Raw genomic sequence first — 21479 nt, forward strand, 5'->3', positions numbered from 1 at the left:
TGTTTGTATTTTGGCGCAAAATAAAGAAAATTGTTGGAAAGATTTTGGTAACGCATCCAAATTTTACAAAAAAAATCCCAATCTATTTCTAAATTGGGATTTCTCAAAATTATTTTAGGATTTATGCTTTAAACCAAGCTTCTTTCAACGCTTTTTTTGTCGCATCAGTTGCTCTTAATCCTTCTTTTTCTTCGTAAGGAAGTTTAACTTTTCCTTTGATTACTTGTTCTTTACCATCACGTTTTATTTTTACGGCAATAGCATCATTCTCTTTCCAGCTCTGACTTTCAGTAATCATTTCATAGATATTGTCTAATGAATACGGTTTGTCATTGATAGAAACTAAGATATCTCCACCTTTTAATTCCAAATTGGTATAAAAAACATTTAACTCGATATTTGGAATAACAAAAATTTCTTTAGTGGCTTGATTCACAGTAATGTAAGGAGATTGCCCTTTTAGGAATACATTTCCAGGTACTTTTTCTGTAGATTTTGCAACTCCTACTTTAGCTAAATATGTTTCATACGGAATTGGAGTTGCGCCAGATACATAAGTTGTCAAAAAAGCGCCTACTTCAGGATAGGTAAATGAAGTGATTTTAGCGAAAAGCTCATTATCATTAAATGGTTTTGAAGCGCCATATTCCTTAGATAATTTTTGCATCAAATCAAGAATTCCTCTTTCTCCATTGCTTTTTTCTCTGATGATGATGTCGAGACACATTCCAATAAGTGCTCCTTTTTCATATACGTTCAAATATTGTGCTTTGTACGGTTCTGTCAATACATTTGCGCTCATTGTGGTAAAAGGCATCGTGTCATTCATAGCATTTGCATGCTCAATTTTTTCTGCCATACGTGTATAAAACTCTTCTTCCGTAATTAACCCTTGGTTTATTTGGAAAAGATTTGCAAAATATTCTGTTACCCCTTCATACATCCATAAATGCTCTGACATTTTAGGCGTGTTGTAATCAAAATAATGAATCTCTTTAGAATGAATCGTTAGTGGCGTTACAATATGAAAAAATTCATGTGATACGACATCTTTCATTGATTTTACCAATTCTGATTTAGGCATCATTTCAGGTAAAACAACTGTTGTAGCTGTAGGATGTTCCAAAGCTCCAAATCCTTTTGCGTCAGTAGGCGTCATGCTGGATAAATACAGTAAAACAGTATATTTTTTAGTAGCGTTGATTTTTCCTAAAAACGTTTTTTGAGCGATCATCATCGTTTTCATTTCTGGAGTAATGCTTTCTGCAGTCACTTTTCCGGTTGGAGAATAAACACCAATCAGGATTTCCATTCCATCTACTGTGAAAGTAGTGTAGTCCGGTTTTGCATACATAACTGGATTTTCAACTAATTCAGCATAACGCTGCGTTTTAAAAACATCGTTGGTCGCACTTGCATCCAAATCAGTCATTGATGTTGCGCCCCAAAGCGTTTCAGGATGTGAGATGCTCACAGTGTATGCGAAATCTTTTTTGTCTTGAAAATAACCCACAAAACCATGCATGTTCAACATGAAGTTTTTACCCGCATCAATATTTGTTCCCGCAGGAGAAAAAATATCGTTTTGACCAAAACCGCCACCTTTTTCAGTATCGAAAGTATCGTTTACTAAATAAGTGATTTTTACCAATGATTTTGCGTTCTTAATATTCCACGTGTTATCATCGGTTTTTGTGGTAGAAAGTACGTTTCCTTTGCTGTCAAATGCTTGGAAATCATCGATGTATTTCCCGTAATCATCAATAGAATACGTTCCAGGAACAATTTTAGGCACGCTGTACGTTACTTCTTCGGTGGTGATCTTTGGCGAGGTAATGGTAACCATCACTTTATCCTCTTTAATATCATTTAAATTAATGGCAACTTCTACTTGTTCTTTTGCTACAGCAGTTACAGCTGAGGTTCCAGTTTTACAGCTCCAAAGAACTGAAGCAAATGCTAATGCAAAAATTATTCTTTTCATTTGTTGTTATTTTTTTAATTGTTAGTCTTCCCAATCATAAAAATGTTACAGTTTACAATGATTTTACAAAGGCTGTTATTGTGTTTGTTAATTTTGGAGCTATTGGTAAATCAGGATTAGTATAGGATTTCATGTTCTCAGCGTCATCACCTTTGATTTCTTTAAAAACATGATTCATATTTTCAATCAAAACGAGTTCAGCCTCCGGATTTGCTTTTTTTAGTAGTTCTGCTTCTTGAACTGAAACTTGTATATCCTTGGTTCCGTTTATTATTACTATTGGTATTTGTAATTTTGCAAGTTCCATTTGCGGATTGTATTTTATCCACGAAATCATATAGGGTTGAATGCTTTCTCTAAAAATGGAAGCTAACATCGGATTTTTTAATTCGAAAGTTTTTCCGCTTTTCAGTATATCAAGATTTTTTTGTGTTTCTTCTTTTAGAAAAGGCGCTTGTTTTGTGATTTGTTCAACTAAAACGGCATCAATAGTTCTTCCGGCTCCAGCCAAAGAAATAAAACCATCTGCTTTGTCTTTTGCGGCAATCATTCCTATTAATGAACCTTCACTGTGTCCGGCGATTATAATTTTGTTGTATTTTTTTTGATTTTTAAAAAACAATAAAACTGAGGTAGCATCGGTAATGAAGTCATCAAAAGTAAGCGTTGCCTCATTTACGGTTCCACTTTTCATTTGAGCAAAGATTCTTTTATCATAACTAAAAACGGCAATATCATTTTTTACTAATTCTTCGGATAAATATTTTAAGGAATTATTGGTTAATCCTTTTTGATTTCCATTTCTATCCGTTGGACCTGAACCTGCAATAAGTAGCACAAGATTTGTCTTTTTATTTTGTTTTAATGGGGAATACAGCGAACCAGTTATCAATGGATTTATAGCGATTTCTTTTTCATTAAAAGATTTAGTGGCTTTTTCTTGTTGAGAAAAACCGACTATTGAAAACAACAACAATAGTACTAGGAGGAGAGATTTTTTCATTTTATTTTGCATTTAGTTCGTTCATCGTTAATTCCGGATTTTCAACTTCAATAATTAGTTTATGGTAGTGGGAATCTTTGAGTTCGACAATAATCGCATTTTTTTTATTGCAAACATCCCAAAAATTACGTTTGCCATTTTTTATGTAGGTTCCGGCAGTAATAACCCAAGGTAATTGGGTACCCGGCATTTTCCATCCAATCCAAAACGTGAATTCATCTTTGCTCTGATATGCGCGAATTATTTTGTCTTTTGGTACCCTAATCTTATTTTCGAAAGCCCAAAATTTGTGACTTCCTTGAATATCAAAAATAAATTCATCTTCATTTGATGTTATTGAAACCATAATTTGAGGTGTAAATCGAGTATTTTTAAAAAGAAAAAACTCCCGGATATCAGGAGTTTCATAGTTTAGTCTAGTTTGTTTTTTATGTAATATTTGCCATCCAAATCTTCATCAAAATCATCAATTTTAACGGGTTTTGGTTTTGGTTTATTTGCAGTAGCTTTCTTTTTCCACATTTCAAATTTTTCTGCCGGCATCTTCTTTTTCATTATCTCAAGAATCTCTTTTTCTGCCAGACCAAATTCTTTTTTTATGATTTCAAAAGGATTTTTTTCTTCTAAAGCCATTGTAACAAGTTTTTCTGTTTGCTCCCAGTTCAATTCTTTTCGGTTACTCTTTTTCATCACGTGAAAATTAATTCAAATAAGTTGTTAATGATTAATAAATTACATTTTTAATTTGATACCAATATTAAGAAAAAAAATAATTAGATTTTCTCAAAAGGCCATTTTTTTTATGCTTTTCACCTAATTTCTTTCAAAGGTGGTTTTTGAAAGGGTATTTTTAATAAACTTTTTAATTCATTGTGGTCTTCAGGATCCGGGTAAGTGTCAATACCGTATATGATTTCTTCTTTTGGCAGTGTCATAAAGGTTCCAAAAAGTCGATCCCAAATTGAAAATATATTTCCGTAATTACTATCCGTGTAGGGCAAAACATGATGATGGTGTACTTTATGCATATCCGGAGAAACGATGAAATAACTCAAAATAGTGTCCACTTTTTTCGGAAGTGAAATGTTAGCATGATTGAATTGGGTTGCCACAACCGATAAGGTTTGGTACAGAAAAACCAGCCACATGGGACTCCCAATAATTAAAACACCTAATGCCGTAAAGGTAAACCGAATCACACTTTCGCCAGGATGATGTCGGTTTGCAGTTGTGGTGTCAATCCAAGTATCCGTATGATGGATCAAATGGAACCGCCATAAGAATTTGGTTTTATGCTCCACTAAATGCACCAGATACGCGCCAATTAAGTCCAATAGAAGTAATCCGATGAAAGCGTAAATCCATAAAGACATTTCAGGCAGCCATTGTAGAATTCCAAAATTATTGGCAATAGTCCAATCGGCAGTTTTTAATAAAATAAATGCGAGACAAAAATTGACTACAATAGTAGTAAAGGTCATAAATATATTTATTCCCGCATGCTGCCATTTTTTGTAGGTAAAGTTGAAAAGCGGAAAAGCATTTTCAAGTAACCAAAAAAATGTAATTCCGCTCACAAGAATTAAGCTTCGGTGTGAAGATGGAATGGTAGAAAAATAAGCAATAATATCATTCATAATTGGAGTATTTATTTTAAATTTAATACATTTTTGGAAAATATCTATTTGATAACGCGAAAAGTAAGGTTTATTCTTGGGTTAATGGGTTTTGCTGTTTTCGGGATTTGGTGTTTCCAAAAATGCTGCGTTTTTCCTCTCATCAGCAGCAAACTTCCATGTTGCAAAACAATATTTTTTTTAAGGTCTTTGTCCAAATTATGTTTCAATTGAAACATACGTTCGGCGCCAAAACTCAACGAAGCAATCACAGGATTTGTTCCCAATTCTTTTTCGTTATCGGCGTGCCAGCCGTTGCTATCTTTTCCGTCGCGATACTGATTGAGTAAAACGGTTGTGAAAATGGTATCCGAAACCTTTTCGATTTCCGTTTTTAGCTTTTGCAAAAGCGAATTCCAAGGATGCGGTTGCATAGTTATATTCGAATAGGAATAGGGTTTTCCTTCGTTTCCAAACAAAGCCGTCAAGCGAGGTTGTGGATGAATTTTACCATAAACCCTAATTTCATCTTGTTGCCAAGGAATATCTTTTGCTAATTCGGCAAAAATAATATCCGCTTGCTCTTTGTCATAAAACTGAGGGTAATAGATAATTTCAGCTTCTGGCAAGTCAATAACGATGGTTTCGGATGTGGATTCGAAAAGTGATTTCACCGGATTATGTGTATTGGTACGCCCAGAAAATGAGAGCTAATTGTAACGGCATTCGCAAAAGCAAAACCCATTTTGGCAAACCCATTCTTGCTTTTTCATCGAAATACATGTATAAATGTGTTGGGAAAATTGCGATCAATAAAGCAATAACTCCCCATGCAGCGTAGCTTGAAAGCACCGGAATACACAATGATATCCCTAAAATTATTTCGGCTAAACCGCTAATTTGGTTTAATAATTTTGGATTCGGGAAATAAGGCGGAATGATTTTCAGGTACAATCTCGGGTTTCTGAAATGGTTTAATCCTAAAATAAAGTAAACAAAAGCCATCACATATAAATGCCAAGGTAAATTCATAATAAAGTTATTTATCACGAATTTATAAAAATTTAAATGAAATTAGCACAAATGTTTTAAATAGAAATTAAGCTTTTTTCTTAAAATTTACGTTCATAATCACAATTGCCAAGATGATTAAAACAATTCCAACCCATTGAAGCAGAATTACTTTTTCATTCAAAAGAAAATATGCCATCAGTACGGATACGGGAAGTTCCAGTGCCGAAACAATACTTCCAAGTCCAATTCCGGTAAGTGGGAAACCAGCGTTGAATAATAAAGGTGGAATTATAGTTCCAAAAAGAGCCAGAATTATTCCCCATTTCATGAAAATCTCAAAATTGAAAGGAGTTGTTTGTGTAGCAATTGCAAAACCGGTTACAATTACTGCTCCACCAAGGAGCATGAATAAACTGCGTTGCGCTGACGAAACATGTGTGGCTACTCGATTAGCTGTAAACATGGTTGTGGTAAAGGAAGTTGCAGCCAATAGTCCCAAAACGATGCCGCGCCAGTCTAATTCTACTTTGCTTTGAATCAAATTTGTGGCAAGCGCCGTTCCAAATAACACGATGATTACCGATATGATTTTTTGAGTGGAAGGTAATTTCTTTTCTAAAATCATTTCGAATAAAACACCCATCCAAACGGTTTGCATCAATAAAACGATAGCAATAGAAACGGGAATGTATTTAACGGCTAAATAATAAAAGATACTCGTCATTCCCAGCGAAGTTCCCGCCAGCATTAATTGGGTTATGTTTTTCTTGGAAGCCTTTACAACGTCATTTCCTTTTTTAGCTTTTTGGAACATATTAATCAGCAGCATTCCCGTGATTCCGTATACAAATTGTGCAATGGTAACTTCGGGTGTGGTGAAACCTTCGCCGTAGGCTATTTTAACAAAAGTAGCCAGCATCCCATAACTCGTTGCACCAAGGCCTACCAAGAAAACCCCTTTTAATACATTATTCTTTATCATTTTTTTCAATTTTAAAAAGCGGGCAAAGATAGGGTTTAGTTACTAGTTATGAGGTATAAATTGGTACTTAATATTTGAGACTGTTATTCTCTTTTGATTTCGCTTCGCAGTGAGGTGGTTAAAGTATGAACTAAGGTGTTTTAGATGAATGTAGGTTTCATTTCGCTTCTTTCTCGACTAAATCACTCAAATGCAATCGCAATGCATTTACTGAAATACTGATTTCCCAGAACGACAATCCCAATGAAATTAATAATCCTAATAAACTCAGACCAAAAAGATAAATTCCGGCTGTTTGCTGTTCCAAGAACAATAACAGCATGGCAAAAACAGATAAAAACAGACTTAAAACGCCCGCCATTTGCATGTTGCGAATCAAAGTCAATCGTAAGTTAAGGTTTTTGATTTCCAATAAAATCATGTCATTTTGTTTTTCCTTGTAGGTTTTTTTTAAACCTCTTACGATTGTGGCAATGGTCAAAAAGCGATTGGTATACGCCAATAAAATCAACGAGGTTGCGCCAAAAAGTAATGCAGGAGTTTCTATTTGTAAAATCATTTTGGATTTAGTTTTGGAATTTTATTTTAGTAAAGAGTTGCAAAGTTCGGTATTCTGTGTTAAAATCGATCTTTTAGTCTTGTGAAATATAACAATTTTCCAAAATCAGTTCATTTTTTGGTAACATTTAGAATTATAGTGCTACTAAAGGAGTAACACAAATAGAAACGATGAAAAAAAATTATTTTTTAAGTATGTTTTTTTTAGGAGCAATATTCACACTCTCAGCCCAAGAAGAGCCCAAAAAGGCTGTTGAATTGAATGAAGTTGCGATTGTAAAAACTAAAAAAGCAGTTGAGCAAAAAGCGGATAGAACTATATTTGATTTTTCCAGTCAGCCCAGTTTGAATTCCGGATCTGTATTAGAAGGAATAAAAAAACTGCCGGGACTTATCGCTTCAGATGTGGCCGGGATGATGTATCAAGGCAAACAGTTGGATGTTTTTATGGACGGAAGACCGCTTAATATTACCTCAAATGAATTAAATTCTTTTCTGGAAGGAATGCCTGCGAATGCCATTGAAAAAATTGAAATCATCACGCAACCAGGAGCTGAGTTTCCTGCTACTTCGGGTGGTGCCATTATGAATATCATCACGAATAAAAACGCTAAAAATTATTTAAGCGCTACGTATACCAACAGTACTAATTTTACGAGTTACGATCATTTGCGATGGAGAATCAATAATAGTCTGTTGCTGAGCGCTAAGAATAAATATTTTGGATGGCAATTGAATGTTGGACAAAATTACAGAGAATCCGCTGTGTGGACTTCACTTACTAAAAATGAAAATAACACAACTTCGTTACTTTCCACAACTGAGGCAGATCGTTTCGGACGTACTAATTTTGCAAAATCTGCACTTACGTTTGATATTGGCAACGACCGATTGTTATTTAATTACGATGTGAACTACAGCAACAATAATAGCAATACATTAGGAAACGGTCCCGGTTTCAGTACTAATGATGATTCCTTTACGGATGCTTTGCGTCATGATTTTGTTATTACTTTCCAAAAAAAGTTTGAGGATAAATCTAAAAAATTAGATTTCAAATTCAATTACAACAGCAATCAAAATGATTTCACACTGAATTCTAGAACTAATAATGCTACACTATTAGATAATGCTTCGACGCAGCGGTTGTACAATGCTAAAGTTGATTACTCACAACCAATTGCATTTTCTGATGAAGGGAAAATAAGCTTTGGTGGTTTGTATGAAGCGCTTCTTTTTGAAACCCAAAACATGGAAATTGTGAACTTGGATTATCAACGAAAAACAGCAGCAGCTTACGGTGAGTTACAAACTAAATTTGATAAGTTCAATTTTATTGTGGGCGGTAGAGCTGAGGATTACAATATCACCGGTAAAACCAATACCGCTGATTTAATTCCGTTTAAACAATTCCGTTTTTTTCCAAATGCAAGTGCCCAATATAATTTCAGTAATTCTGTTTATTTTAATGTGAATTACAACAAGAAAATAAGTTTGCCAAGCACTACTGCTTTAAATCCAAACAACACCAATTATCAGAATCCAAATATTGATTACTCTGGAAACCCGAATTTGCAGCCTACAATTTTTGATAATTACGAAGCAAAATTGAGTGCTTTTGATTATGCTTTTATCGGATATAATGTTAGTTCTGCTCAAAATCAGGTAATCAATAGAGTATTGCTTACGGATGATGTCGTGGTTAATACCAATGTAAATGTCCCTCAAATAAAAATTCATAACTTTAATGTGGGAATGCCAATTCCATATATGTTGTTTACAAAAGGACTTAAAGAAACCTTAAAAATGAATATTAATCCGGATAAAATGAACTTTTTATATGTGTATACCGCATATCAGTTTCATCAAATTCCCGAAATTAAGACCAATGGTTTCTGGATGTTTAATTTGATGTCTCAAATTCTGTTGCCAAAAGACATCAAGTTTGTAGCTAACTTTAATTACATCATGTCTAAGGGGAATTATTTTTATTTCATTGCTGAGAAGCCTTTTAATAATACGCTTGATTTAACGTTTTCTAAAAAGTTTTTTAAGGACCAATTATCGGTTTCCATAAGTGCGGATGATATCCTTAATTCGAACCGATTTGTGTTCAGTTCTGTGGGTACGCCTTTGTTATTAGCAAATAAAAACGATACACGTCGTTTTGGCTTTAGTGTAAATTATAAAATTCCAACCAAAAACAAATTGGCAAAAGAGGATCCTAATTTATTGAATAAAGAGAAAAAAGAAGAAGGAAATATCTTGAATCAATAACTATATTGTTTTTATTTTTGGACAATTTTAAACAAAAGAACCTGCAAGTTTACGCTTGCAGGTTTTTTATGGTTTAAAATTTAATCAAATAATCTGAAAACCTCTCTTTACGAAATACGCCAATATTTCCCCTTTTTATGAGTTCTGATAAGTTTTTGCTAAGTTTACTTTTTCAACTACTTTTCTGTTTGATGTATAAAGCAAGCTAAATCATTCGGATAAAGACATATTTCGGCTATATTTATCTATTGAAATTTAAATTATGATACAAAAATTAAGACAACGGGTCAAAAGTATGTTAGAACATCGTATAAAACATATGGGTACCTTTACCAGTGGTATTTATGCGTTTATTATTGGGTCTGTTTTACTGACGATTGACTATTATGTTGATTTTGGAATGAAATTCAAAATCAATGAAATGGAAATTTACAATCGGCTGATTCCTGTTTCTACTATTTTAATCTCCATTCTTATTGGAATTTCATTAACTACTTTCTCTGTTATTTTTGTTGTGATGCAGTTGGCATCCTCTCAGTTTTCACCCCGAATTTTGAGGCATTTTTTGTCAAATAACATCAAGATGCAACAATTTATCGGATTGTTTGTGGGTACTATTTCGTTGTGTGTATTACCTCAATTAGCTTCCGTTTTTTATCAAACTTCTTTTCTTTTAACACTTACTACAGGCTCTCTGCTTGCTTTTTATTGTCTGGTATGGTCTTATCCTAATATGATCAGCTATTTAAGTATAAACATGAATGTTTCCAGTATTACAAATGGAATCAAAACGGAAATGGTTGAAGAAATCAATGATTTGTATCAGGAAAATTGGAGTGTGGGAAAGAATCTCCTTTACAAACGTTCCAAAATTAACCCGGATAAATTTCAAGTAAAAATTGTAAGTCCTTTTGAAACAGGTTATTTGGACAGCGTAAACTATAAAAAACTGGAAAAAATAACGGAACATATCAGTAGTTCTGATGTGGGTGTATTTTTTGAAAACGCCTATCAAAAACCTATTGTAGGGGAATTTATCATGAAAGATACCACTACGCTTATGGTATTAGTTTTTAGCGAGGAACTCCAAATGAATCAGATACTTCGTTTGAAGAAAGAAATAGGAGCTATTGTCAGCACAACTTTTAAAGTTAAGTTGTTCAGAAGTCATACGCAAGATGTAAATTTTGGTGTGAGAAAATTGGTAGATATTGCGATAAAAGCAATTTCTCCTGCGGTGAACGATCCAACGACTTGTTTGAATTGTATTGATCAAATAGGGGAAATAGCAAAAGAATTATCCTTAAGAGAATTTCCTTCAACGGATTCCAGGACTTTGGGCTCCAAAAAAATACAGGTAAATGAATTTAATTTTGAGGAATTCATTGACTTTTGCTACGATCAGATTTTTCAGTGGGGAAAAGAAGATCCTACCGTTGTGAAGAGAATTATTAGATCGATAAGGATTATTTTACCATTAGTTGAAAACCCTTTCAATTTGAAAATTTTAATCCAGCAAGTTGAAGAAATGGATTTACTTGAAATTTATAACTTGTCACAATACAAAAAAGGGAAACTAAAAATATCAAAGGAAAAATTAGTAATTGTAGAGAAGGAATTGTCTCGATTTAGACAAAAAGCTCAGTTACAAATTAAAGCATTGGAACTAAAAGGAGTTTTAAATCATTACGAAACAAATCATTATTCGGATAATTCAGAAATTACAACTGCTGAAATTGAGGCGATTGAATATCTGAAAGCATATAAAACGGTAGCCGATACTATTTATTACAATGGAAATGAATTATCATAAAAAGTTTGAATGAATTGAGCTGCTATTGATGAGCGAGATTGGTGCCTATTTTATGGTCTTAAAAAGATCTCGGTAGTCAAAATCGATTTTGAGACAGAAATGCAAATTTAAAAAACTAAAAAAAAATGCCAAAGTTCTCATGTGCAAAATCATTTTGCTCTATGCGTGATTAACATCCTTTATTACATTGATCCAATTAAATTTTTGCTCGATAATTCTTGTTTTTTCTTCTTGTATGAATTTTAAATAGGCTGCAGCGACCGGTGAAAATTTCTTGCCTTTTAACCATATTAAATTCCAGTTGGATTGAATTGGCAAACCTTTTACAGGGATTATTTGTAAATCACGATTGTTGAGTTCATTTTTAATTCCAATTAAAGGCATAATAGAACATCCAAGTCCGGCCAATACAGCTTGTTTTATAGCTTCATTACTAGTGAGTACCATTTTTTTTGGAACCGTCAACTGATTGTTTTCAATGAATTTTTCCATTACGAATCTTGTCCCGGATCCTTCTTCCCGATAGATTATTGATAGGGTTTCAATAATACTTTTATCTTGGATTCCTGTTGCTATTTTTTGATCACTATTAGCAATAAGGTACAGCGAATTAGGCATTAACTCCACTTTTTCAATTTGCAGAGAATCAGGCAGTACAGATACTAAGGAGAAATCTACTTCATTTCTTTCTAAATTTTTCAGTACTTTAATTTTATTCGTTACATCCAAACTTAATTCGACACCTTGATTCTTTTTTAGAAAATCAGATAAAAAATAGGGTATAACATACTTGCCTGTGGATACGACTGAAATTTTCAATTTTCCGGTAAGTTGCCCCTTAAATGCCATTGTTTTATAATTGATGGCATGAACTTCATTAAGAATCTTTTCAGCTGCCATGGCAATTTCTTTTCCAAAATCGGTCACATAAAGCTTTCTTCCGATTACTTCCGTTAACGGAACGTCAAATTGATCTTGAAGATTTCTTAATTGAATGGAAACTGCGGGTTGCGTAAGATGAAGTTCTGCCGCAGCCTTAGTAATGCTCTCGTTTTGTGCTATTTTTAAGAATACCTGTAATTGATGGAGTGTATAGTTCATAAATATTTTTTATACATATCATTACAAATATAAATAAAAATTTATGAATAGCCCCATATACCTTTGTCAAAAAATAAACCATAAACAGATGCAAAGAATAACAATCGCAAAAGGAGACGTAATAGGTCCTGAAATCATGGATGCTACTCTGAAAATTATCAAAGCAGCGGGTGCCAATCGGATTTAGTGAAAAAGTTTATTTAAAAAAAAGACCTCTGGAATTGATTCAGAAAAGAAATTAATGGAGGAGGGGTATTCCTAACGCGCTCTATTAAGTAGAAACAAAAAAATTAATCCCTATGAAAAATAAAAAAATAAAAATTAGTTTACTCCTTGCGGTGATTTGGCTAATTGTTGGAATACTATTGACAATCCTAGAACCTAACAACTTGATTTTTACACTGTTTTTAGGTTTAGGAATATTTTTCACGACCTATACATTACAAAAAAATAAAATTTTATTATAAAGCGCTATGAAAAAAGAATATCAATTTAAGTTGGTTGAAGGGGAGTTTTCACCATCAGAAGCAGGAAAAGTACTGTTTTCTTTGATAAACAGTAAGATTAACTATCATAATTTAGAAATATTTAGCAATCAGATTCGGTTTAATAAAGAGAATCCGCATTCAAAAATAAGGCAAGAGACACTTTTAGATGCATCAGCGTACATTAAGGAGCTTATAAAGGAAGCGGCAGTAAATGATATGGATTTGCAAATTGAAGGTGTTATTCAAGTAGTGCTTAAACCAAAAAATAAGGATTAAGCAATGTTTGAAGGCAGACGATTATTGATTGCAACGAAGCATAAAAAAGAACAAGTGATCGCTCCGATTCTGGAGGAAGGACTAGGAGTACAGTGCTTTGTACCTGAGAACTATGAATCGGATATTTTTGGAACTTTTTCCGGAGAAATAGATCGAAAAGATACAGCATTGGAAACCGTAAGAGCAAAGTGTATGGCAGCTATGGAACAATTTGATTGTGATCTGGGCATTGCCAGTGAAGGTTCTTTTGGTTCACATCCTTCTATTTTTTTTGCACAAGCAGATGACGAATTTTTAATTTTTATCGATAAAAAAAATGATTTGGAAATAGTGGTCCGCAAACTGAGTCTAAATACTAATTTTTACGGAGAAAACATCCTCAATACAGAAATGCTCTTGGATTTTGCAAATAAAGTACAATTCCCGTCTCATGCCATTCTATTAAGAACCAAGCCAGATGACATCACAGGACTAGTTAAAGGAATTAAGACAAACAGTCATTTGGAGGATTCGTTCCACCTTTTAATGTCTGCTCATGGAAGTGTCTATGCAGAAACGGATATGCGTGCGATGTATAATCCCACACGAATGGGTGTAATCAAAATTGCTGCACAAAAATTAGTAGACGTGATAAAAAGCGAATGCCCAAGTTGTAAAACACCTGGTTTTTGTGTGACAGATGCGAAACAAGGCTTGCCTTGTTCTTGGTGTGCAGCACCCACTCGTTCCACATTGAGTTTTATTTATAGTTGCAAGAAGTGTTCTTTTAGTTCCGAAAAAATGTTTCCCCATCAAAAAACAACCGAAGATCCAGGATTTTGCGATTCCTGTAACCCTTAATATATGAGTACAATTAGTAATTCGATTCACAAGGCCGTAGCGCTGTTAGATCAAGATCAAATCATAGGTATTCCTACTGAAACGGTTTATGGATTAGCAGGGAATATATATAGTCCAAAAGCCATCGAGAGTATTTTTACGATGAAACAAAGACCATTTTTTAATCCTTTGATTGTTCATATAAAATCCGCAGCTGCGCTTTCTGAAATAGCGAGAGACATTCCTGAAAAAGCTGCCTTGTTAGCGAAAGCTTTCTGGCCAGGACCTTTAACTTTAGTTTTAAAAAAGCAAATTGCCATTCCGGATTTAGTTACTGGTGGTAAAGATACAGTGGCGGTGAGAGTTCCAAATCACCCAGTAATCTTAGCCCTGCTGAATCAGTTAGCCTATCCTTTAGCGGCTCCAAGTGCCAATCCTTTTGGCTCTATAAGTCCCACTACGGCAACACATGTCGCGGACTATTTTGAAGAGGTATTGCCGATGGTTTTAGATGGGGGAGCTTGTCAAAGAGGAATAGAGTCAACTATCATAGGATTTGAAAATGGGGAGCCTATTTTATATCGTATGGGTTCTTTGGCTGTAGAGGATATAGAAGCAGTTGTAGGGTCAGTAAAAATGATTACCCATGATGATATTGCTCCAGCGGCGCCAGGCATGCTTTCGAAACATTATGCTCCTTTGACAACGACTTTTTTGGCAGCTAATGTAAAAAAGAAACTGATATCGATTCCGAATCAAAAAATAGGAGTTGTCGTATTCCAAAACAAGGTAAATGATCCCAAAATTGTACAACAAGAAGTTTTATCCCCGACAGGAAATTTAGTAGAAGCAGCTTCACAACTGTATGCTGCCTTGCATCGATTGGATCATTGCAATCTCGATTGCATTATTGCCGAACGATTTCCAGATTTTGGCTTGGGTAAAACAATAAATGACCGATTAAAAAGAGCCACTCAAAAATAAAATATGGATGTCATAATAAGAAATGCAAAAGTTGTAAACGAGGGACAGATACTTGAATTAGATGTACTCATATCTGATGAAAGGATTCAAAGAATAAAACCTCCTGGGGTGTTAGACCCCCAAAAAAAATACAAGGAGATTGACGCAATCGGACTTTACCTATTGCCCGGCGTGATTGATGATCAAGTTCATTTTAGAGATCCTGGATTAACCCACAAAGGTTCTCTTCTCACGGAATCTGTAGCAGCTGTGGCTGGTGGTATCACCTCCTTTATGGATATGCCTAACACGATTCCAAATACGCTTACTCAGGAATTATTAGAAGAAAAGTACCGGATGGCAGCTGAGAAATCAGTAGCTAATTACTCTTTTTTCATGGGAATTTCTAAAAACAATTTAGAGGAAGCTTTAAAAACAGATACTGAAAATGTATGTGGGATCACGGATGATGGTCTTTATTTTAATAATGATGACGGTATTTTAGCTAATTATCCAGACTTTTTAGAACAGCTTTTTTCAAGAACGGATACGCTTGTCGCCTTGCATAGCGAAGATGACGCAATTATAAAAGCGAATACACAGAAGTTTCAACTTCAATATGGGGATGATATTCCTTTTTTTTATCATTCGCTAATCCGCGATACGCAAGCTTGCTTAAGTGCTACTGAACGGGTATTGAAAATTGCTGAAAAATACAATACACGCTTGCATCTCTTTCATATTTCAACGTTGGCGGAAGCTCAATTATTCGATAATAAAATCCAAGTTCGAGAAAAAAGAATCACGGCCGAAGCCTGTGTGCATCATCTTTGGTTCTCTGATGCCGATTATGAAAGACTGGGTTCCAAGATTAAATGGAATCCTTCTATTAAAAAGAATCAGGATCGAAAAGCTTTAATGCAAGCACTGTTAAATAATTCCATTGATATAATTGCTACGGATCATGCTCCACATACTATTGCGGAAAAAGCAGGGAATTATTTTCAGGCACATTCCGGCGGACCTTTGGTACAACACGCCCTTTTAGCAATCTTAGAATTATTTCATCGGGGTGAAATTCCTTTGGAGAAAGTAGTGGAGAAAATGAGCCATAATGTAGCCGAAATATATCGAATCAAAGAACGGGGCTATATTCGGGAGGGCTATTTTGCAGATTTGGTATTAGTCGATTTAAATAATGAACAGGAAATAACGACTAATTCTCTGTTGTATAAATGCGAGTGGTCTCCTTTTTTAGGGCAAGTTTTTAAAAGCAGCATCAATGCTACTTTTGTAAATGGAAATTTAGTGTATGAGAAAGGAAGTGTTAAGGCCGATATAAAAGGCAAAAGATTGCGGTTTGAAAAAATTCGATAATCAAAAAATAAAATAAAATTAAATATAATCAAATATGAATTTCAGTTTATTGTTCGAGAATTTAACCAATCCAGCCTTGTTATTTTTTGTTTTGGGAATTGTAGCCGTCTATGTAAAAAGTGACTTAGAAATTCCGGAAAACACTTCTAAATTTATATCGCTATACCTTCTTTTTTCAATTGGTTTCAAAGGCGGACAGGAGTTGGCTCATAGTCATTTTACCATTGATATAATTTGGTCGATACTCTTTGGGGTTTTGATTGCAGGATTAATTCCACTGTATACTTTTTTTATTTTGAAGAGGAAGTTTAGTATCGAGAATTCTGGGGCTATTGCTGCAGCTTATGGATCCGTGAGTGCGGTGACTTTTGTGACAGCCGTTTCTTTTTTAGAAATTCAAAACTATACTTTCAGTGGTCACATGGTTGCAGTAATGGCGCTTATGGAAGCTCCGGCGATTATTATAGGGGTAATCTTAATTCGTTTGTTTAGTAAAGAAGACGTTCAAAAAACCAAGATGAGTTCTATTATTAAACATTCGTTCACTAATGGAAGTGTGCTTTTGATTTTAGGAAGCTTGGTTATTGGGTTTTTAGCGAGCGAACAACAAGCCTTAGGAATTAAGCCTTTTACGACTGATATTTTCAAAGGGTTTTTAGCTTTGTTTTTATTGGATATGGGAATTGTAAGTGGCCGAAAATTAAATGATTTTTTCAAGAGTGGCTGGTTCAGCATTTTCTTTGCAGTTGTTTTTCCGCTGATCAACGGTTGTATCGTCGCTTTTTTGAGTCAATTTATTACAGATGATGTTGGGAACCGTTTTATTTTTGCAGTACTGGCGGCAAGCGCTTCTTACATTGCAGTTCCAGCAGCGATGAAAATAGCAGTGCCAAAAGCCAATCCAGGTATCTTTTTGCCCATGGCTTTAGCAGTAACGTTTCCTTTTAACATTACTTTTGGGATGCCCATTTATTTCTCAATTGTATTGTGTCACCTTTAAATAGTTGCTTTGTGGAATTTAGTAGTACTTATTAATTGTTTCAGAAACTATTGGTAATAGCATGAATTGTTATAAATGTAAAGTTTTTGAAACAAAAAAACCTGTAAGTTTATGCTTGTAGGTTTAATTTAGAGTTGTTTACTCTTGAGAATGTTCGCGAGCGGGATTAGCCAAATCTTCCAAATACAAAACCAATTTTTCCATTAAGCCAAATGCCCAAATCCATTGTAGTGGCTTTTGGCAGTAGGCTTTTTAGTAAGGTAAACTTTCGTCTTCTCCGATATTATTTAGGTAATTTAAAACTGTTAGGTTTTTTCTAATCCAATATTCTGCTTCAACATCAAAAAATATTTTTAAACAAGCAATTATTGTTGAAGTTAGATGTTGGAAGCTTTCAACTAGTTCTGCTATATCGTGCTCGTATAATTCATAATGTAATTCTGCACCAAATGTTTTTTCACTTTTCGTTTTAATATTATTTAAACTTGGAATAGTAAAACTAATAAACAGGTAACTGCATAGAAATTCAAAATTGCGATGCATTGCTTCAAAATATATCAAATCAGAACTCTCAATTCCAAGATGAAAATCTCTGTTAGTATGTTCGGATAAAAATTCTTTATAATATTTTAAGTTAGATAAAAAGAAAATTAATTCATTTTCAAATTGTTTTCTGTTATGTTCATAATAAAAATAAAGTTTAAAATTTGATAACCCTCCTTTAAGATTAAAAGCAAAGTCTTTCTCAAATTGGAAAGAAAAACTTCCTTGTTTGCTATATTCTATAAATTTTCTTCTTATCCAATATTTTACCGAAAGAAAATAAATCTCTTGTGCTTGAATATCTGCTAAAAATATAAAAACAGGAACTGCAAATTGGTTCCAGTAATTGGCAGTTGATATTTTTATATCGGATATTGTGTAAGTGTCGGAAGTTGTCCAATCAATTAATTTTCTTGATTTAAGTTGTATGAGAACCAGTTCTCCAGTAAGTTGATTATTTGCATTTACAAGTTCTAAGTAACAATCAATTCCATAATCTCTTTCTGTTGTTTCTCGTATTATCCAATTATTAGGAATTTTTGATTGAAAAAGTTTATATGAATCAGATTCTGAAATATGTTGTTTTGTTCTTTTTGGTAATTCCATATTTTTGGTTTTAAGCTTACTGCCAACGTTATGCCACTTTGAGATGGCTGGAAGTTCGTAATCGCTCAGTTATCGGCTTAACGGAAACTTGATGCGAAACGGTAATTCCACTAAACTCCAGCTAGCTAAAAATGGCTGTTCTGCACTGGCTTTTTATTTATTTGCTTTTATTGAATCTTTAGAATTATTTAAAGCCTTATTTTTATTTATAAAATGAATTTTAGTATTCAGTGTGTCGGGTATAGTAAGCTTTATTTCTTGAGGATTACTAATTTTAATTTCTGAAACTTCCTTTTTTATTGAAAATGTTGAAAATATTATTAGAAGAGTCATTAATCCAAAACCCATATTTGCTATTTCAAAGCATCTTGAACCAAGAATTAAATTTTCTCCTTTTAAATTATCAATAGGAGCTGTCTGATTAACGGTAAAAATTAAATCATTTATTTCTTCATTCACGAAGTCTAATTCAGTTACTGCACGTTGTGGTTTAGTAATTGTAGATGTACTTCTTGTAGCATATCTGTATTTATTAATTTTCAGTGTTTTTATAGCGTGAAATATTGCTAGTAAATAATGAAATAATACAACTAAAAAAATTACACTAATTAGTATTTTAAATGAATTTGTAATTCCGTTAAAATTATCAAATAAAAGAGGAACAAATAGGGCGAAAATTGATGTAACAATACTAGCTTGTCCAACCAACTGAGAATTTTTGTTTTCTATAGTTGTTCTTCTATCTTTCTGATAGTTGTCAATTTCTTTTAAGTACGTTAAGTATCTTTCCGCAATTTTAATATCTCCACTTGGATTGTAAATTTCGATTTTTTTTTCCTTTTCTGTTTTATTATTTGAACTTGTAATTCCGATATAATCTAAGTATTTTTTTATCATCATTTTAAAGTTAAATAGTTAATTATTTCATCGGATATTTTTAAATCTAATTCAGTTTCTAGCCAAGCCCATTGACCATTTGGATTAATTTCTAAAAAGACATATTCGCCGTTTAGTTTTTTAATAAGGTCAATCGCTCCAAATGACAATTGTAATTTCTTTGTAATTAATATGCATTTTTCGGATATATCTTTTGGAAGTTCATATTTTTCAAAAGGCATTTTTTCTTTACGCCAATCAATTTTAGTTTCATTTGAAATTTGAGAATTAATTTTCGCAGAGAACACTTTTTCGCCGATTACTGTCACTCTAATTTCATATTCTTTATCAACATACTCTTGAAAAATACAAGGTGTTAAATCAAATTCATTTATTGTTTTAATATTATCTAAACTCAATTTATTAGTGAAGATAGTTTCAAAACCTTCTTTTTGTCTTATTCTACCTTGTCTGATAGGTTTTATTATTATGTTATTTTGAAACTTATCGATAAAACTTTTAAGTTTTTTGTGAGAGTTGGTTATTAATGTTTGAGGGATTATAAAGCCAATAGATTTAGCGATTTTTAATTGTAGAAGTTTATTTTCAGCTTTAAAAATATATTGTGGATTACTTAACCATTTTTCAGTGTCGATAAGATTATATATATTATCAAACAATGTTTCATAATCACTTAACAAATATAGTTTTTCGGCTTCATTATTAGAAATGATTTCAGGTAATTTGGTTCTTCTAAACCAAACGGAAGTAAAATTACTTATACCATTTATATTAAAATGAAAATCATTTTCATTTTCAAAATTATATATATCAGTATGAATATCTTCACAATTCAGTCTGAAGTATTTAATATTTCTTTTATTAAGTTTTTCAATTACAAAATCAGCAGTAAAATCTTCTTTATGTGTAATAATTAAAATCATTTATCGGAATCTGTTGGTTCTTGAGATTCTGTAATTGTTTGCGTATCCATAAGCAATTTTAATGATGAATAATTATGGTCACTATCACTTGGTTCTGTTGCAGTAAACGTTTCAGAAGTAGTGTCTAATAATCTTTTAAGTCTAAATCTATAATCATTATCTGAATCTGTAGGTTCATTAGTTGTTTTGGTAAAAGTTTCAGTTCCCATATTAACATATGTTATTGCTGGAATTTCTGTATTTTTTAAAACTGATAAATTTTGCTTTTTTGAATATTCAATTATTGAATAGTCTAAATTGTTAATTTTCGGCTTTTCTGCGAATCCAAGTATAAATGATTTCATAATTTCTGATTTTTTTATCGGTTCTCTTCGGTTTTTTAAGCTTGTGCATAACGTTCTGGTACTACGGCGGGTTTGGGACTAAATTAAGCCCTATTTTCGGATTTGCCCAATCATCCCAAATACAAAATCAACTTTCCATTAAGCCAATTGCCCAAATCCGTTGTAGTAGCTGTTATACGGTGTTGATTTGCAGTCTAGTTATCAAGCAATATATTTAAGATATCATCTGTTTGTTTTCAATATCAATACCGTTCTGTTCAATTTTTAGTATCCAATTGGCATACTTTGAGTATTCGATATAAACAGAATCATTTATATTTAAATCATTAAATACATTTTCTGTGACTTCGTATTTTTTTATAACTTTTGAATCAAGTGTAATAAAATATCTTACTCCGCGCTTCTGTCCATAATCTACATATTTATTAGTCACTGTTAATTCATCAATAATTTTAATTTGATTTTTAATATCAGTCTTCGTAGTAATAATTTTTTTTGATATTGAATAAATGAGCAATAATAAAAATGATATCAAACCAATGTTGATTGAGTTGTTTAAAATTGAATAAGGGGATTCTTGACTATTCCAAAACCAAAACCAAATAGAAACAAATGCAAAAAAAGCAACTATAAAAATTTTCGCGTTTTTAACCTTGCTTTTTATTAAAACAACTTCGGCATTAATCATTTTAGTTTCCGTGGGATTCATTTTTAATTTTTTATTTTGAAACTTATTTAGTTTTAGTTCAATACCGTATAACTTGTATATATGTATGATAGAATCATACAAAGCCACTCCCTTTTGGGTAGATAGGTATGATTACAGCTATACTTATTTAATTCAAATATATAAATAATTCTTTACAAAATAGTACTTATTTACTCCTTCTGCTAA

The 21479-nt window shown here is 32.9% G+C and carries 23 protein-coding genes; 8 read left to right on the forward strand and 15 right to left on the reverse strand.

Annotation, left to right across the window (positions count from 1 at the left end; genetic code table 11):
• Positions 1–121: 121 nt before the first annotated feature.
• From G7A72_RS12430 to G7A72_RS12470, 9 genes are all read right to left on the reverse strand, one after another.
• Positions 122–1984, reverse strand: a complete 1863-nt coding sequence (locus tag G7A72_RS12430; RefSeq protein ID WP_165152694.1) for a peptidase M61 — start codon at positions 1982–1984, stop codon at positions 122–124.
• Between the two features lie 52 nt (positions 1985–2036).
• A complete protein-coding gene (locus G7A72_RS12435; protein ID WP_165152695.1) occupies positions 2037–2987 on the reverse strand; it encodes an alpha/beta hydrolase in 951 nt (316 codons plus the stop codon).
• 1 nt (position 2988) lies between these two features.
• Positions 2989–3333, reverse strand: coding sequence for a hypothetical protein (locus G7A72_RS12440; protein WP_165152696.1), 345 nt, complete (start codon positions 3331–3333; stop codon positions 2989–2991).
• 65 nt (positions 3334–3398) lie between these two features.
• A complete protein-coding gene (locus tag G7A72_RS12445) occupies positions 3399–3677 on the reverse strand; it encodes a DUF2805 domain-containing protein (RefSeq protein WP_066081282.1) in 279 nt (92 codons plus the stop codon).
• A 119-nt stretch (positions 3678–3796) separates the two neighbouring features.
• On the reverse strand, positions 3797–4624 hold the full coding sequence (locus tag G7A72_RS12450) for a sterol desaturase family protein (RefSeq protein ID WP_165152697.1): 828 nt from the start codon (positions 4622–4624) through the stop codon (positions 3797–3799).
• Positions 4625–4668: 44 nt separating this feature from the next.
• Positions 4669–5277, reverse strand: coding sequence for an alpha-ketoglutarate-dependent dioxygenase AlkB (locus G7A72_RS12455; protein ID WP_165152698.1), 609 nt, complete (start codon positions 5275–5277; stop codon positions 4669–4671).
• Between the two features lie 4 nt (positions 5278–5281).
• Positions 5282–5635, reverse strand: a complete 354-nt coding sequence (locus tag G7A72_RS12460; protein ID WP_165152699.1) for a DoxX family protein — start codon at positions 5633–5635, stop codon at positions 5282–5284.
• 67 nt (positions 5636–5702) lie between these two features.
• Positions 5703–6599, reverse strand: coding sequence for a DMT family transporter (locus tag G7A72_RS12465; protein ID WP_113635259.1), 897 nt, complete (start codon positions 6597–6599; stop codon positions 5703–5705).
• Between the two features lie 157 nt (positions 6600–6756).
• Positions 6757–7158, reverse strand: coding sequence for a DUF2721 domain-containing protein (locus G7A72_RS12470; RefSeq protein WP_113666452.1), 402 nt, complete (start codon positions 7156–7158; stop codon positions 6757–6759).
• 170 nt (positions 7159–7328) lie between these two features.
• Here G7A72_RS12470 and G7A72_RS12475 point away from each other — a divergent pair, with 170 nt between their 5' ends.
• Together G7A72_RS12475 and G7A72_RS12480 are read left to right on the forward strand one after the other, a co-directional pair.
• On the forward strand, positions 7329–9434 hold the full coding sequence (locus tag G7A72_RS12475) for a TonB-dependent receptor domain-containing protein (protein ID WP_113666451.1): 2106 nt from the start codon (positions 7329–7331) through the stop codon (positions 9432–9434).
• A 262-nt stretch (positions 9435–9696) separates the two neighbouring features.
• The gene (locus G7A72_RS12480; RefSeq protein ID WP_165152700.1) at positions 9697–11247 is read left to right on the forward strand and encodes a DUF2254 family protein; all 1551 of its coding nucleotides are present in this window, start codon (positions 9697–9699) and stop codon (positions 11245–11247) included.
• 159 nt (positions 11248–11406) lie between these two features.
• Here the strand turns inward: G7A72_RS12480 and G7A72_RS12485 are convergent, their stop codons facing one another.
• Positions 11407–12348: a LysR family transcriptional regulator gene (locus tag G7A72_RS12485; RefSeq protein WP_165152701.1), complete on the reverse strand. Its 942-nt coding sequence runs from the start codon at positions 12346–12348 to the stop codon at positions 11407–11409.
• A gap of 88 nt (positions 12349–12436) precedes the next feature.
• Here G7A72_RS12485 and G7A72_RS16610 point away from each other — a divergent pair, with 88 nt between their 5' ends.
• From G7A72_RS16610 to G7A72_RS12510, 6 genes are all read left to right on the forward strand, one after another.
• A complete protein-coding gene (locus G7A72_RS16610; protein ID WP_241258512.1) occupies positions 12437–12535 on the forward strand; it encodes an isocitrate/isopropylmalate family dehydrogenase in 99 nt (32 codons plus the stop codon).
• A 286-nt stretch (positions 12536–12821) separates the two neighbouring features.
• Positions 12822–13112: a hypothetical protein gene (locus tag G7A72_RS12490; RefSeq protein ID WP_165152702.1), complete on the forward strand. Its 291-nt coding sequence runs from the start codon at positions 12822–12824 to the stop codon at positions 13110–13112.
• A 3-nt stretch (positions 13113–13115) separates the two neighbouring features.
• Positions 13116–13952, forward strand: a complete 837-nt coding sequence (locus tag G7A72_RS12495) for a DUF6671 family protein (protein ID WP_165152703.1) — start codon at positions 13116–13118, stop codon at positions 13950–13952.
• Positions 13953–13955: 3 nt separating this feature from the next.
• Positions 13956–14915, forward strand: coding sequence for an L-threonylcarbamoyladenylate synthase (locus G7A72_RS12500; RefSeq protein WP_165152704.1), 960 nt, complete (start codon positions 13956–13958; stop codon positions 14913–14915).
• Positions 14916–14918: 3 nt separating this feature from the next.
• Positions 14919–16271, forward strand: a complete 1353-nt coding sequence (locus G7A72_RS12505; RefSeq protein WP_165152705.1) for a dihydroorotase — start codon at positions 14919–14921, stop codon at positions 16269–16271.
• A 34-nt stretch (positions 16272–16305) separates the two neighbouring features.
• The gene (locus G7A72_RS12510) at positions 16306–17271 is read left to right on the forward strand and encodes a sodium-dependent bicarbonate transport family permease (RefSeq protein WP_113666444.1); all 966 of its coding nucleotides are present in this window, start codon (positions 16306–16308) and stop codon (positions 17269–17271) included.
• Between the two features lie 252 nt (positions 17272–17523).
• Here G7A72_RS12510 and G7A72_RS12515 read toward each other — a convergent pair whose 3' ends face one another.
• The 5 genes from G7A72_RS12515 to G7A72_RS12535 all read right to left on the reverse strand — a co-directional run bounded on the left by G7A72_RS12515 (position 17524) and on the right by G7A72_RS12535 (position 21293).
• Complete coding sequence (locus G7A72_RS12515) at positions 17524–18420, reverse strand: DUF4365 domain-containing protein (RefSeq protein WP_165152706.1); 897 nt, start codon at positions 18418–18420, stop codon at positions 17524–17526.
• A 153-nt stretch (positions 18421–18573) separates the two neighbouring features.
• Positions 18574–19320 carry a hypothetical protein gene (locus G7A72_RS12520; protein ID WP_165152707.1) on the reverse strand — a complete coding sequence of 249 codons (747 nt, stop codon included), beginning with the start codon at positions 19318–19320 and terminating at the stop codon, positions 18574–18576.
• Entirely contained in the window at positions 19317–20240 is a 924-nt protein-coding gene (locus G7A72_RS12525) for an MvdC/MvdD family ATP grasp protein (RefSeq protein WP_165152708.1), read from the reverse strand. Before G7A72_RS12525 ends, G7A72_RS12520 begins: the two co-directional genes overlap by 4 nt.
• Positions 20237–20584, reverse strand: a complete 348-nt coding sequence (locus G7A72_RS12530) for a hypothetical protein (protein WP_165152709.1) — start codon at positions 20582–20584, stop codon at positions 20237–20239. Before G7A72_RS12530 ends, G7A72_RS12525 begins: the two co-directional genes overlap by 4 nt.
• 214 nt (positions 20585–20798) lie before the next feature.
• Positions 20799–21293: a hypothetical protein gene (locus tag G7A72_RS12535; RefSeq protein WP_165152710.1), complete on the reverse strand. Its 495-nt coding sequence runs from the start codon at positions 21291–21293 to the stop codon at positions 20799–20801.
• Between the last annotated feature and the right edge of the window lie 186 nt (positions 21294–21479).

It is taken from the genome of Flavobacterium sp. Sr18, from assembly GCF_011064265.1.
GTDB lineage: Bacteria > Bacteroidota > Bacteroidia > Flavobacteriales > Flavobacteriaceae > Flavobacterium > Flavobacterium petrolei.

What these genes read in the sequence shown, in the direction of transcription:
- G7A72_RS12430 (WP_165152694.1), bottom strand. Translation starts at nt 1,984, where the DNA reads ATGAAAAGAATAATTTTTGCATTAGCATTTGCTTCAGTTCTTTGGAGC.
- G7A72_RS12435 (WP_165152695.1), bottom strand. Translation starts at nt 2,987, where the DNA reads ATGAAAAAATCTCTCCTCCTAGTACTATTGTTGTTGTTTTCAATAGTC.
- G7A72_RS12440 (WP_165152696.1), bottom strand. Translation starts at nt 3,333, where the DNA reads ATGGTTTCAATAACATCAAATGAAGATGAATTTATTTTTGATATTCAA.
- G7A72_RS12445 (WP_066081282.1), bottom strand. Translation starts at nt 3,677, where the DNA reads ATGAAAAAGAGTAACCGAAAAGAATTGAACTGGGAGCAAACAGAAAAA.
- G7A72_RS12450 (WP_165152697.1), bottom strand. Translation starts at nt 4,624, where the DNA reads ATGAATGATATTATTGCTTATTTTTCTACCATTCCATCTTCACACCGA.
- G7A72_RS12460 (WP_165152699.1), bottom strand. Translation starts at nt 5,635, where the DNA reads ATGAATTTACCTTGGCATTTATATGTGATGGCTTTTGTTTACTTTATT.
- G7A72_RS12465 (WP_113635259.1), bottom strand. Translation starts at nt 6,599, where the DNA reads ATGATAAAGAATAATGTATTAAAAGGGGTTTTCTTGGTAGGCCTTGGT.
- G7A72_RS12470 (WP_113666452.1), bottom strand. Translation starts at nt 7,158, where the DNA reads ATGATTTTACAAATAGAAACTCCTGCATTACTTTTTGGCGCAACCTCG.
- G7A72_RS12475 (WP_113666451.1), top strand. Translation starts at nt 7,329, where the DNA reads ATGAAAAAAAATTATTTTTTAAGTATGTTTTTTTTAGGAGCAATATTC.
- G7A72_RS12480 (WP_165152700.1), top strand. Translation starts at nt 9,697, where the DNA reads ATGATACAAAAATTAAGACAACGGGTCAAAAGTATGTTAGAACATCGT.
- G7A72_RS12485 (WP_165152701.1), bottom strand. Translation starts at nt 12,348, where the DNA reads ATGAACTATACACTCCATCAATTACAGGTATTCTTAAAAATAGCACAA.
- G7A72_RS16610 (WP_241258512.1), top strand. Translation starts at nt 12,437, where the DNA reads ATGCAAAGAATAACAATCGCAAAAGGAGACGTAATAGGTCCTGAAATC.
- G7A72_RS12490 (WP_165152702.1), top strand. Translation starts at nt 12,822, where the DNA reads ATGAAAAAAGAATATCAATTTAAGTTGGTTGAAGGGGAGTTTTCACCA.
- G7A72_RS12495 (WP_165152703.1), top strand. Translation starts at nt 13,116, where the DNA reads ATGTTTGAAGGCAGACGATTATTGATTGCAACGAAGCATAAAAAAGAA.
- G7A72_RS12500 (WP_165152704.1), top strand. Translation starts at nt 13,956, where the DNA reads ATGAGTACAATTAGTAATTCGATTCACAAGGCCGTAGCGCTGTTAGAT.
- G7A72_RS12505 (WP_165152705.1), top strand. Translation starts at nt 14,919, where the DNA reads ATGGATGTCATAATAAGAAATGCAAAAGTTGTAAACGAGGGACAGATA.
- G7A72_RS12510 (WP_113666444.1), top strand. Translation starts at nt 16,306, where the DNA reads ATGAATTTCAGTTTATTGTTCGAGAATTTAACCAATCCAGCCTTGTTA.
- G7A72_RS12515 (WP_165152706.1), bottom strand. Translation starts at nt 18,420, where the DNA reads ATGGAATTACCAAAAAGAACAAAACAACATATTTCAGAATCTGATTCA.
- G7A72_RS12520 (WP_165152707.1), bottom strand. Translation starts at nt 19,320, where the DNA reads ATGATGATAAAAAAATACTTAGATTATATCGGAATTACAAGTTCAAAT.
- G7A72_RS12525 (WP_165152708.1), bottom strand. Translation starts at nt 20,240, where the DNA reads ATGATTTTAATTATTACACATAAAGAAGATTTTACTGCTGATTTTGTA.
- G7A72_RS12530 (WP_165152709.1), bottom strand. Translation starts at nt 20,584, where the DNA reads ATGAAATCATTTATACTTGGATTCGCAGAAAAGCCGAAAATTAACAAT.
- G7A72_RS12535 (WP_165152710.1), bottom strand. Translation starts at nt 21,293, where the DNA reads ATGAATCCCACGGAAACTAAAATGATTAATGCCGAAGTTGTTTTAATA.